Source organism: Aeoliella mucimassa, assembly GCF_007748035.1.
Lineage (GTDB): Bacteria > Planctomycetota > Planctomycetia > Pirellulales > Lacipirellulaceae > Aeoliella > Aeoliella mucimassa.
This window is the reverse complement of the sequence record NZ_CP036278.1, coordinates 3224393-3237411: the sequence shown is the minus strand read 5'-3', so window position 1 is coordinate 3237411 and position 13019 is coordinate 3224393. Positions and strand designations below refer to the sequence as shown.

General features: G+C 58.4%; 10 protein-coding genes. All 10 read right to left on the bottom strand.

The window, feature by feature from the left end; genetic code table 11:
* Nucleotides 1-46: 46 nt before the first annotated feature.
* Complete coding sequence (locus Pan181_RS13025) at nt 47-2368, bottom strand: ABC transporter substrate-binding protein (protein WP_197529226.1); 2322 nt, start codon at nt 2366-2368, stop codon at nt 47-49.
* Between the two features lie 26 nt (nt 2369-2394).
* Nucleotides 2395-5673 (bottom strand): outer membrane protein assembly factor BamB family protein, encoded by a 3279-nt coding sequence (locus tag Pan181_RS13020; RefSeq protein ID WP_145247248.1) that lies wholly within the window; start codon nt 5671-5673, stop codon nt 2395-2397.
* A 53-nt stretch (nt 5674-5726) separates the two neighbouring features.
* Nucleotides 5727-6230, bottom strand: coding sequence for an ExbD/TolR family protein (locus Pan181_RS13015; RefSeq protein ID WP_145247247.1), 504 nt, complete (start codon nt 6228-6230; stop codon nt 5727-5729).
* A 100-nt stretch (nt 6231-6330) separates the two neighbouring features.
* A complete protein-coding gene (locus Pan181_RS13010; protein ID WP_145247246.1) occupies nt 6331-6864 on the bottom strand; it encodes an ExbD/TolR family protein in 534 nt (177 codons plus the stop codon).
* Between the two features lie 53 nt (nt 6865-6917).
* Complete coding sequence (locus Pan181_RS13005) at nt 6918-7556, bottom strand: MotA/TolQ/ExbB proton channel family protein (RefSeq protein ID WP_145247245.1); 639 nt, start codon at nt 7554-7556, stop codon at nt 6918-6920.
* 23 nt (nt 7557-7579) lie between these two features.
* The gene (locus Pan181_RS13000; RefSeq protein ID WP_145247244.1) at nt 7580-8461 is read right to left on the bottom strand and encodes a hypothetical protein; all 882 of its coding nucleotides are present in this window, start codon (nt 8459-8461) and stop codon (nt 7580-7582) included.
* Nucleotides 8462-8553: 92 nt separating this feature from the next.
* Nucleotides 8554-10170, bottom strand: a complete 1617-nt coding sequence (locus Pan181_RS12995) for a hypothetical protein (RefSeq protein ID WP_145247243.1) — start codon at nt 10168-10170, stop codon at nt 8554-8556.
* Between the two features lie 230 nt (nt 10171-10400).
* Nucleotides 10401-10985 (bottom strand): amino acid kinase family protein, encoded by a 585-nt coding sequence (locus tag Pan181_RS12990; protein WP_197529225.1) that lies wholly within the window; start codon nt 10983-10985, stop codon nt 10401-10403.
* Nucleotides 10982-11989 carry a hydantoinase/oxoprolinase family protein gene (locus Pan181_RS12985; RefSeq protein WP_145247241.1) on the bottom strand — a complete coding sequence of 336 codons (1008 nt, stop codon included), beginning with the start codon at nt 11987-11989 and terminating at the stop codon, nt 10982-10984. The genes Pan181_RS12990 and Pan181_RS12985 overlap by 4 nt, the downstream gene beginning before the upstream one ends.
* Nucleotides 11986-13011: an ATP-grasp domain-containing protein gene (locus Pan181_RS12980; protein ID WP_145247240.1), complete on the bottom strand. Its 1026-nt coding sequence runs from the start codon at nt 13009-13011 to the stop codon at nt 11986-11988. Before Pan181_RS12980 ends, Pan181_RS12985 begins: the two co-directional genes overlap by 4 nt.
* Between the last annotated feature and the right edge of the window lie 8 nt (nt 13012-13019).

Sequence of the window (13019 nt, the reverse complement as noted above, 5' to 3'; positions counted from 1 at the left end):
GATGAGGCGAGGTAAGTACAAGTTGACTTAATAGAGCGGAGCATTACTAGCGTTGCGGGCGAATCTCGAGTTGCCACTTGGCGACATCTTGGAACAGGTGAACCGGCTCGGCCGATATGCCTGTCAGGGCGCTACGGTAGGCGAAATAGTTAACTGTTTGCCAGAGTGGAATCACCGGCAGGTCGGTGCTGGCAACATCATGAATGTTGAATAGTTCGTTGCGTACCTGGTTCCAGTTTTCGGCCTGATCGAGTCGGTCGAGCGAAAGCATCATGTAATCGCTCGCTTCGCCGAGCAGGCCATTGGCCCCGAGCAGCCGACGAGCGTCGACCACGGGTTCCCAAGTTTCCAATTCCACGTACTTGAGGTCGACCAGGTCGTCGGCCATAAGCATCTCCTCGGTGGAGAGTTCGACGAGCTCGACCGAAATGCCAAGTGGTTCAAGGTACTTCACGATCTCGTTGCAAGCAGTGCGAGCTACCGCGTCGGAGGAGTGCCCAAGCTTGAGTTTAGGCAACGGCGTGTCGGGATTGGGCTCTTTAATGCCTTGCGACTTTTGCACGTTCGACCATGCTGCGGACGACAGCACAATGGCCATGTAGGGATCGTACTTCCGAGGCTTCACTTGACCGTTGTAGCCGTAACGAATGGGATCAACTGTGTTCAAACCGGCCGGAAAGGGGCCACTTACCGGCTGAAAACCAGGAACATCGTTGCCGGCGAGTAGCACGTCGCGAATGATTGTTTCGTTGTCGATACCATAACACAGGGCGCGGCGGAACTCGCGCTGGCTGGTAATTGGCGACCGCCCTGTAGGTATCAGCACGTGTATGGTTGGTAGCTTATAGGTGCCGATCACTACCTGCTTGTTTGCCCGAAGACGTGGGAGTTGCCATGGCGGCACGCGGTCAATCACGTCGACCGTGCCTAGCGAAACCGCAGTTACCAGGTCTTCGTCGTCGGCGAAGGCGACTTCATGGAGTTCGGCAATCGCCCCGCGGTGATCGGGGTCGGCTACGAATCGAGTCAATTCGTTGTTTTGCTCCGAAATGGAGAAAATGCCGCGATCGCTTAATTGCCCTACAGCAGGCGACATTGGCAGCGTGAGCAACGCCTCAGGACGCACATGCGAGTGGCTTAACTTGATGTGGACGAGATTGGGATACTCGACAGACACCTCGACGATGACCGTGCCGAGGGCTTCGTCGTACTCGTCGCTGGCGGGATTGGTCACTTCGATCAGTTTGCGAGCAAAAGCCGACGCTGCCAAACCAGTCTCCACCGGATTGCCCGAGGGAGCGTCGACAAACTGAACGGTTAGTTCCTGGCCCGTATCGGAAAGTTCTACTTGTCCTACCGACGAAACGTACTCACCACCTTCAGAAGTGTAGCCTCGCAGTTCCACCAATGTGGGAGCGATGAGCGAAGCCGCGCGGGTGGACGCGAAGCTATCGAGTCGGTGCGTGGGCTTACTGGGGGAACGCTGGAGCACGCCGAGCGTGACAATGGGATGCTCGCGTTGCAGGCGTTCCTGCATTTCGACAATACCTGGTTGTTCGGGCCATACGCCGACTGCTTCGGCGATGGCCTGCCGAGCTTCAAGGTACTGGCGGGCGTTGATCAGCCGTTCGGCTTCCTTCAACTGCGACGAAGCGGTTTGCTTGAAGTTACCCCGCCATTGATTGACGACTTTGATGTCTAACCCGCGAAACGTATGGTCGACTACATCGAGGGTCAATCGAGCCGCTTTGTAATTTTTCTCGGCCAGGTACTGCTCGATGATTTTGCTCGCAACGGTATCAACCGCGCCGGACAACCCACGGGAGTTCGGCGTGCGTTCGTACAGGCTGCCGAGAATCGCCAAAGCGCGATCGAACTCATGCTGATCGTAAGCAGCGAGGGCATTGGTTTGCAGGTAGGTGCTGATTGCCTGATCGAGTCCGCGAGTTTGAGGTGCTTCCTTCAATAGGTAAGCAAAGTAGGGGAAGGCGTCGTCGAACTTCTTATCTTTGGTCAGTTGCACACCTTCTTGCATGATCATGTCTTCAAACAGATCGATGCGGGCGACTTGCGACCAGGAGATGTCATATTCCGATAGGGTATTCGGACCTTCAAGCAGCCGGGCCTTGAAGGTTCCCGCCGCGGGCAGCGTAGCTGGCACCGTGCGTCCGCCCCAGGGGAGTCGCAACTTCTGGACGTTAACCTTTTGCCCCGACTTCATAACGATGCGGTCGAACGGGGTCCGCATGTAGAGCGGCCCTTCGTCCTTGTTCTGAGCAAGGGTTTCCGCGCAAGTGGCTACCGTAAGCACCACCAGCATCAGGTGGAACAAGCGGAAGGCGACAGGGCGTGGCGAAGCGGACATCATTCGATTGCTTAACTGCGGAGAAAACATTAGGGAGCGTCGACAACCAACAGGGAACCATCACGGGCGGAGACGACCAAGCGGTTGCCCAGCTTCACCGGACCAGCAGCGATGGGCTCGCCGGCATCGGCCCGACCAGCAATACTGCCATCGGCAAGGTTGATTCGCAGGATCGTGCCATCCTGGGCGGCAACGATCATCGAGCCGCCATCAGTCAGCGGTGTGCCGGCCAAAGCACCGGTTTCCAAGGGAACCTGCCAGGTTGCGGCGCCAGAGCTGTCGATGGCTGTCAACGACTTAGCGGTTGCCAGCACCACGGTTTCGCCAGCGGCATGGGGGCCCCACACAACGCGGCCGCCAGGGTTCACGCTTTGCAGCGGTTCGAGTTCTGGCAGTTTGTAGATGGAAAGTTGGCCATTAGCGGCAATCGCCACGGCGACGTCGCCCGCCACGGTGAAGCCGGTACTGAGCGGGGTGAGATTGAGTGTTGCTTCGCTCGCGGCGGTAAGCGCGGGAGCCCCATCGTCGCCGACTTCAAGCATGTAGAGTTTGGTCGCTCCGTCGGTGATTAGCAGACGATCCTGGTCGTAGACGCTGGCAGGTTTCCAATGCAGGGTGCGTCCTGCTTCGAGGGTCGGCTGGAACGGGGCGGCGATTGGTTTACCGGACTCGGCATCGAGCACAAACACCTGCCCAACTTTCAGCGGAGCCACCCAGCCTTTACCAAAGGTCGTGGGGCTTGCTGCCAGGGGAGCAGCCAGGTCGATCTTCGAGAGTGGCTTCGGTGCACTCGGAGAATACAACAACACGTGCGCGGCATCCTCAGCCGCAAACACGGCAGCCCCGTCGGCTAGCAGGTTCGAATAGCTGTAGACCGTTTCGTCGGAATTGCCCAACGGATTCTCGAGCGAGTCGTTCTGCACGCGAGTCTTGATGGCCTCGGGATCAAATCGGTAGACCTTGCCATTCGCATCGGCTTCGAGCAAAGCCAAGGGATTGGCGCTCGCCAGCGGATTGCCGGCTGCAGGAGTCGCGATATCGGTTTCCCAGTAAGGGCTGCCATCGCTGCTGTTCGAGGCAGTCACGGTGAAGCCTGCCTTACGGCGGCGACCACGCGTGTGAATCACCACGTCGCCGCGTACCGCGAGCGGGGTGACGTACTGCGAGCGGTTGTAATCGTTCTTCAAACCGACCGCATTCAATCGATTACCAGTCGGAGAGATGGCGTACTTTACGAGTGAACTCTCGGCAACCCAGACGTGGCCATCGAGCATATGTCCAAAACTAACACGGGGCTGAGCACTACGATCCGACTTCTGGGCGACCAGCGTTAGAGCATCCCCATCGGCACCGACACTCACCTCGTAGACAGCGATTTGCCCACGGTCGGTGATGAATGTGATTCGGCGACCGTCGACTAACGGCTGAGTGACTACACGGCCAGTAAGACGCTGTGCGCCGAGTTGTTTATCGATGGCTCCGTTAGCCGTTGTCGAGAACAAGAGCACCTTCGAGGTATCGGCGCCATCGTTTTCGACCACCACGACTTTGTCGATGGCGACCACTGGGGGAGCCACGATGCTGCCGCGGGCGTGCTTGGTGAAGTACACACCGAGGCAACTCATGTCGTTGATCGAAACGCTGTAGAAACTGGATCGCTCGCCAGTCAGGTAAACGACACCTTTATTCGGGTCGAACGTAGGAGTCGTTGTGAGTGGTTGCGAGAACTGCACGTAGCCCGCGCGAGCACCACTCTTGGCGTCGACCACATGCAACTTGCCAGAGGCTCCGGCAAGCAGCAAACGATTGCCCGCCAGCGTCGGTGCGGCGACTTGATCGTCGAGTTCCAACCGCCAAACGAGTTGTCCCGTTTCAGCGTTCACTCGCACTAGCGATTGCTGCACCTTGTTGGGCTCGGGCATCCGCCAGTCGATCAGGATCACGTCACTCTCGATGCTCAGTGCTTCCTGGGGCGACGTGGATGGCCCTGTGTAGCGACGCCAGAGCACGTTGCCTGTGCTGGAGTCGATGCCATAAGCGGCTCCGTCGACCACGACGCAAACGGCCCCTGTTGCCGGCGACGTGCCAGTGATTCGGCGGTTCGCTACGGCAAGCGTTGCCACCACATTGTTGTCGCGTTCGCTGGTCGAGGCATCAACCGGCTCTTCGACGTAGCTAATGTTCTTCTGTTCGGTTTCCGAGATGCTTTGCAATGCCTTCAGCAGCTCTTGGTTGTTGAGCAGCGTGGGATGCTTGTCGACCAGTTCTTCCTGCACCGCAAAAGCAGCCGAAGCATCGCCCTGGCCGTTGAGTTCTTCAATCTGCTTAAGGGCAGCTGCCAAGTCGGAAAGCGACTGCTGACGCTTGGCAATCGTGTCAAGCGTCGCGAGAATCTCTTCAAGTTCGGTGTTGTCGCGACGCGACTTGGGGATGTACTTGGTGTTGTTGGCCATCTCCAACGCACGAGTCGCGCGGGCGGCCAAGTCGTCGGTCACTGCCGGGTCTTTGCTCGCTTCGGCTTTGTCGGCCAACCCTCGAGCGATGCGCGGGAGCAGGGCGCTAAGGTCCTCCTCGGCGACATGGAAATCGGGTTCACTGCCGATGGCGTTCAGTTCCTTCTCGGCTACTTCAAACGCATCCTTTTCGTCGCTGGTTTCTAGACGCTGGCGAATGCGGGCCATCGCCAGTTCTACCCGCGCGGTGCTGTACTCCGCGTTGCTCTGGTAGCTCTCGACAAACTTCTCGTAGTTGGCGATCGCATTTCCATACGAGCCAGCTTCCATGTCGTCGCGAGCAGCACCAAGAATGTTGTCGGCGTTTTCCGCGAACATGATCCAGTAGATCAATAATCCCACGACGACCATGAATACCAGGCTACCGCCGCCGATCAGCAATAGTGGCGAGTCCCATTCGTTGCCTTTTTTGCTCTTCTTGCGTTTCTTCTTCGAAGTGGGCTCAGCAGCTTCCATGGCGCCGCCGGTCGGCTCGGCGAAGGCACCGCTTTCGCCATCCATGGTCCACTCCGACGAGCTACTCAGGTCCTGCAGATCTTCCATCGGCAGGTCGACGCCGGAAGGCTCGCCAGTGCTGGAGGGCTCGGGCGGGGGAAGCTTCACTTCGCCGCCTGCGGCCAGGGCTTCCACCACGTCTTGCTTGGAGAGATGTCCCTTTTCAATCAGAAACCGAGCCAGCGATTTTGCTGTGAGGGGCTTGCTGCTCTTGGCAATCTTCTTACGAAGCTTGTCTGCCGTTTCCTTGGGCAGTAGCTCTTTGGCTTCCAGCGTGTCGATTAACTCTGCGGCTGTCATCTAATCTTCGGGGTCTATGTCAATACGAATGAATGGGGGAGCCTGGCGAGGGGTCAGAAATCTTCGTCCTCGACCACTGCCACGCTTATTTCGTTAATCTCGGCCGCGGAACCGGCATCGATCGCGTCTACCAGTTTCTCGTACACCGCTTCTTCGTGCGCTTGCACCATCATTTTGGTTGGGCCAGGGCCGTTCGAATCGCCATCCTTTGCCTGGCGCACCTTGGCTCGCATATCGATCGACGTGATCGCTTTCTCTTCGCTGTCGGGCCAGATGGGAGCACTGATCCAGAAGATGTTGTCGGCGTCGATCTTCACAACGATCGAATCCTTCTCGATATCGTCAACTGGAATCGCCGACACTTCGTCGTCGTTCACCGGCGGCACTTCCAGCACCTTCTGGATGGCGAAGGCCGCGGTGACCATGAAGAAAATCAGCAGCAGGAAGGTCACGTCCACCATCGGCGTCATGTCCAACTCGTCGTCCGTACGCTTTTTGGGCGCGGGCGGCGTGAAGGCCTCGGCTGCGGCATCGTCATCATGAAGGTCGGTGGACATGGATCGTAGCAGGGGTAACAGCGATGAACGGGGCGTTTGAATGGGTTAGCAACCGAGGTGAGTAGGTCCCTGCCCCAAGACCTACTCACCCCGGCGCCGTTTACGAATTGGGCTCCAGCACACCGAGATGGAGTTTTATTTTTTCCACCTTCGACACCGCTTTGAGCACTCCGTCGATACTGCCGCAAGGCACGGTTCGATCGGCTTTGATCACAACATCGAGTTTGTCTTCGGCCAGCCCGGCGCGAATGTACTCGCCGATTTGTTCTTCACGACGCTCGGCGTCGCGCGAGAACTCTTCGGTCGGGTTGTTGGCATCCCCTTTGAAGACCGGCGCCGAATCGATGCCCCCTTGGCCCACATAAATCATGGTGGAGAACCGCTGACTCACCGAACTACCATGCTTGGCCTGCGGCAGCTTGATAGGGGTTGATTGGTCAGGGGTCGACGACACCAGGAAGAAGATCAACAACAGAAAGGTGATGTCGATCATCGGCGTGATATCCATGTCCAGGTCGTCGGCATCGCGCGCCGGACGTTCAGGACGAGCAAAATCGTCGTCCTCCTCAGTCATGATAACCGAGTCGTCGGCACGCTTCATGACGACGGAGTCGAGTTTATCGTTAATGGACATAGCCGAATCGGTGGGGGTAGGGGAGCGAAGTTGGGCAGTGGCAAATCAAGCGACTAACGCGAACGACCGAAAGCGAGTTTCAGCGTTTCGATCAGTCGACCGATACCAAGACCAACCAGGTCTTCCATTTTGCGAATGCGAACCACGATGCTATTGGTGACAATCAACAGCGGCACCGCGATCGCCAGACCACACGCGGTGGTGATCAGGGCGAGCATGATGTTACCGGCCATCGTTGTGGGGTCGGCACCACCTTCGCTGGTTGCGATGCTACGGAAAGCACCCATCATACCAAGCACGGTACCGAACAACCCGACCATCGGGGCACTCTTCACCACGGTGGCCACCCAGCTCAAGCGATGCTCAATATCGGAGAGCACGTCTTGCTGGAAGCGTTCCCACAACCGGCGTTGGAGTTTGCCGATGCCGATCTCGCGGTTCTCGATCGAGAACAAGGCCAGCTGTGGCAGCGCCCGACGATCTTCTTCGCACAAGGCGACCGCTTCTGCGTAGTTGCCTTGGCCGAGGGTGCCATCGAGTTCGGTGAGGAACTCTTCTTGTTCCTCTTCGTCGCTAAAGCGAACCTGGCCTACGCGTCGCCAAACAATCACGGCACAGAAGGCACCCCACAGCGCGAGCAGCGCCAAGGCGACGTACACGACGATGCCAACAACATTAAATAGGACGTCCATCGAATCTCTAAAGTAGGAGTGAACTAAAAGTAAGTTTGCTTTTCGACATTCAAGTTGTAATCGCTACCTTGCTTGGACACGCGAATAATCGTGCGATCGATCTCGTCGATCGACTTGTGTCCGTTCTTCCGCATTTCCGCTTGCTCAATCGTGTAGATCTTGGTGGCAAACTCTTCGGGATAGAACACCACCACGATGGCATTCGCCTTCATGATGTTTGCTTTGCGGGCGAGTTTGACTTCCAGGGGCTGTAGCGGAGGACCGCTCGCTAGGAAGCGGAAACGATTCGCTTTGTTTTCTTCAACTGGCGTGCCAACACGTGTGGTTGGCCTGGCGTTCGCCAGATTCTTGGCGTAGTAGATCTTCTTTTCCCGCGGCACAATCACAGCCAGTTCGCCGCCGAAGTAGTCGATCATCCGTGCGTAGTCGGTTTCGGAACTGGCGTCGAACCGCATTTCCTTCGGCGGGTCGTTACCACCTTCGCCGCCGGTGCCGTCGTAGTCCTTATGACCTTTACCAGTACCGTAGCCAGCTTGCTTGTCGGCACGGAAGGTGTCGTTCGAAATCATGGCGGTTTTCGAACTAATCGCGTTGGTCAGCTCTTTGAGAGTCTCCTGCAGCTCCGGCGGCATGTCGGTCGGAGCATCCTCGAGCCCTGGTGGTTCCAGGTCTTCGGCATATCCCTTTGGCGGTTCGCCGCGGGCTTTGGAAACCGGAATTACGACAGCCTGAGTCATATCGGGGCTGAACCGGCGAAAGACAAAGATGATCACCATCACCGCAACGGTGGTCCCCACCAACACCAGCAGCGATACCAGCAAGCTCGAAACTCGGTCGAACGAGTTCACTTGCAGGCGGTAATGCTTACCGGCGGCCGCAGTCCCGGGACTGTTTGCAGCACTCATGGTTCAAGCCTTCCTGGTTGAGGGGGGAGGGAGGTAACCCCAGTATATTTGGGGTTGAAATAATAACTAGGGCAAAGGGGGCAGGGCGGGGGCTACTCCAGTACAACCGGTACATCGGGACGAACCCCGGAATACCATTTCACCCACTTGTCGACCGCTTCCAACTGTTCGGCGCGGCTAAAGTTGTCCTTAAGGCCAAAGCCCTCGAATCGGCGGCTAACGAACCGCAGCCCATCGCGAGCGGTGCGTGCCAGGGTTTTGTCGGTGTCGGCCAGTGCGTAGAGCAGGGTAGGAACGTGGTCGAAATCGCCAGTCTGGGCCAGCGCTTTTACTGCCACGATTCGGGCGGCCGGTTCGCCGCTGCGGACGACCTGTTTCAGCCGGCGGATGCTCTTTTCATCGACATTGCCGATGTTCAGGGTACCGGAACCGTTGATCACGCCTTCGAGCTTGGCGAGCTTTTCGTCGTCCAAATCGCCGATGATTTCGTCGATCTCGGTCTGCGCCTGCTGAGCCACCAGGTCGTTGCCACTTACTTTCAGATTACTGATGTTAACGGGAACGCCACGACCAGCGATGGCCGAACCTTCAAGGCTATTGAGTTCCGATTCCATCGAGCGGATCAAAAACAGGATAGAAAACGCAGTATCGCACTGCTCGCCGCAACCGGTATCCCAGCTGCCACGCGAGCTTTGCGTCTTCATCAGGTACTCGACGCCATTGTTGTACCAGACCGGTTGGTCAACGATGTTGCCATCGAGAATCGCCGCCAGCGATTTGTAACGCTCGAGGGCATACATGTAATACGACGTGTATTGCTTGATCTCGACTTCGTAGTTCTTGTCCATCCAGGCATTGCCTCGTTGGACAGCGAGCAGGAGTTGTCGAGGGTTGATGCTCGAGCCACCTAATCGCGGACGATTATTGTCACGATCACTACTCACGGTAAAACCAGTCGGCAGTTGGTCTTCAAGTTCCTCGGCCGCGTGCGGCTTGAGAATACCGACCAGGTCGGCGCAGATCAGGATACTACCCATGGCAGCAGCTACCATTGAGCAGGTGATTTCTTCCTGTTCCTCCAGTTTGTCGGGCGAGCCAACTTTGCCCTGATATCCCCAGGCACCGCTGGGGTCTTGGGTGTTGATCAACCAATTGGCGACGCCATCGATGGAGCCCACGTTGATCGGCATGCCTTTTTGAAAAGCTTCCCAAGAGCCAAGGCAGCCGTACTGCGACTGCGAGGTATCACCGGTCGGCTTGACGTCGTAGCCCCAACCACCATGAGGTTTTTGGCGACGCTGCATCGCGTTCAGAAAGAACTGCAACTGATTGCGATGAGCCTTGGCATCGAGCGCGGCCAGAAAGATGATTGCCAGGCCGTTGGAGTAAACGTCTTCGGGTTCGTTCTTGGCGGCCGCTTCGCGACAGGCATCCAGGGCGATTTTTACCAGAGCGTGGTCTTTCTCGCCCTCCTTAATGAAGACGATGGCCACCAGGCACTTGGCTCCCAGCCGGGGGTCCTCCGAGTGCTTCTCGAGATAGGCCTTGCCCTTATCGACCATTGCCCGCACTTCGGGACTTTCTTTGTCGTACCCCAAGGCCGGCGCGTGCACGAACACGATTGCCAGTAGGGTTGTCAACGAAAGTAGAGCAATCTTCCGTGGGCTGGAAATCGTTCCAGCGTACTTTGAGTCTAGCGATGAAGACACGCGTCGAACTCCTTCTCCTTTTAGGTGGGACCGTTATACAACGGCTAGGTGGTCGGACCACCGCGATCCTTCTCAACGAGAAGTACGCAGAGGACGACGGGAGTTATTCCGAGTTGTACCCGCCAGGCAAGGAAGGGGACCGTAGGCGGGGAGTTCCGTAGAAGCATCCATCGTACTTGCCGGACAGGGGTGGTGTCAACAAACGAAGTGGGAATCGAAGGCACAATCGGTTAGATCGTAACCACCCGAACTTCGGTCAGCTCGCCGACCAGCGACGGGAAGAACGCATCGACCAGCCCACTGCGGGTGGCCTGATGCCAGTCGGTCGACTCGGCCGCGGTGGCCGCGCGAGATTTGATGAGGGTCAGCCGACTCGCTCCCAGGCAGACCGCCAGCCGAGCGGCGATGGAATCGCTGGTCACCTGCCAGCCAATCGGCAACCGGGTGCCAGGAAGAAGTGGTTCGTTTTCCCTTAAAAACAAGCCGCAAAGCATCACGGATGTGCGGCACGTGTCTTTTATTGCAGCCGCCTTGTCGTAGTGAGCAACCGTGGCCAGCTCGGGGATTCGCCAAGCCAGCCAGTGTGCCGACAGCTCCATGGCGTCGATCGCCAGCCAGTGGGCAGTGTGGTCGTCGACCGGCATCGTGCGGCAGACCTCACGCAGGTGGTCGACCAGCGATCCGCCGCCGACCACAAACACGACCGGACGATCTTGATTATCTGCCAGCCAGGCCCGCACCGCCGGCACGAGGTCGGGGCGGGCGAGCAGGCTTCCCCCCAGTTTGACGACCTCGAGAGCCGGATTAACGATCACGAAAATTGCTCCATCGCCAAGCGGGCGACGGCCACCGCCGCCGCGCAGCTGCTCGGCACCTCGCCAATCTGTTCGCCAAGGGAACCGACCAGCGTGGTACGCGGAAGTCGGGCGACCAACTGCCGGGCGAGCGACTCGCCGGAGCCGGAAATGATGACGGGAACCTCCCCTGAGGGGAACGAGCGAAGCACTCGAAGTGCGGCCATCTCCAGTGGGAACAGTTGGTGCGGAAGAATGTATTGGCAGGCGGTGATCGCATCTTCCAGATTAAACGACTCGCGATCGACACAGATTTGCCGTGCGAGCCGATCGATACATTCCTGTTGCGAGAAGCCACGACCATCGGCCGACTCCGCATCGTCGGGCAGCGGATAGCCAAGGATCGCTTGCACGTCGCCGGTGGTGGAAAAGAACTCGGCCGCGACCGGCACCTGCAAACCACGGTAAGGTAGCGAGCTCACGATGGTGGCCACCGGCGTGCGACTCGCCCCGGTATACACCAGCTCGCCAGCGACGAGCCGATCGAAATCGGTTTGCGACTGGCTGGCTACCTCTCCTGCGATCACGGGAATGATGTCGGCCGTGGTCGAACCGATATCGATCACCAGCCCCGTGGAATTGGGCAGGAACCGCGACGCAAACCGGGCGAGAGCGTGCCAGTTACTGGCGGCCGCGCGGAGCGGATTGATGAAGGTGCTGGCCGAAGATTGAAAACTACCATCCACCGCGTAGATTACTAGTCGGCGGTCGCCGGCCGCTTCGGAGAGGGCGTTGGTAATGTGCAGCACCCCATCGCGTTTTGTTTCGTAGCAGTCGGCCAGCTCGCCTGTCATCGTCGCGCAGATGGCCTCGCAAGCGGGGCTCTGTTGCAATAGCCCCGTGAGGGCCTCTGCCAGTTCGTCGGGCCGTTGCCAAAGGGCAAAGGGCTGGTGATGGGCAAACTCCGAGCCGTCGGCCACTTTCAGGTTGGCTCCCCCAACATCGATACCGAGCCACCCTGTCATCGATCCGCGCTCTCTACCGAGGTAAGTGTGCCATCCGCGTTCCAGGCCACTGCTTTGTCGAAGGTTGGTTCCGCGGCCGCGCCGTCGGTAACCAGCGATAGCAACGTGGCCGCCAGATTCGCTTCTGTTGCCGCGCGGAGTCCAATGTACGAGGTCGTGTAACGCGGGTTAATCTCGATCACCTTATCGTCGGAGCCATCTGGGGCGTCTCCCAGCACCAGATCGACTCCTACGTAGCCAGTGGTCGTAGGTAGCGCATCCATCGCCTGGGCGGCCAACGTGTGGGCGCGTTGCGACTGTTCAGGCGAGAGCGGAAGCTCCCCGCCGAGGTAGGTGAAGTCGGTCGGTTGGTTGAGCCGCTGCACGCAAGGTTCGAGCGTCAAACGATGCTCTCCGCTGCAGAGAAAGGCAACGCTCACGGGAAGTCCCTCGGCAAACTCCTCCCACCGGTAAGCGGCCGATTCCAGCGGGCAAGCACCGGGACCGTCGTGTCGCACGACGCCGAGCGATCCGCAACCATCAATCGGTTTTACCACGATCGGGTAGGGCATTCCGTCGCCGAACCGCTCACCCGACATCAACACCGACCCGCGGGGCGTAGCGATGCGAGGTTTGTAGAGCCGTTCGTAGGTCGACTGCTTGTCGCTGGCGATTTCGACAAATGCTGCATCGGGGCTTAATAGTCGACCGCCAAGTCTCTCGACTCGCCCAGCCAGTCCTAAAAGGATACCTTCGAACTCGGGGGCGACGATCACTGTGTAATCGGCCTGGCGAACCAGTTTGCCAAACTGCGACTTGCGAGCTCTCTCGGAGTCGGCAAGGCGGACTTCGACCTTCGCGTCGATACCTTCGGCGTACGCTTGCTCGACGAGCGTTGCAACTTGGCAGCCGTCGAGTGCAGCAAAGTCGGCCACCAGGGCCGAGAGCATCGCCCACGCTTCGCGCTGCAGGGAATCCGGGGCAGAACCCAAGCGGTCGAGATATCCCCCGCCGCATACCCATTCGTAGATAAAGAGGTTCAACGTCGTGG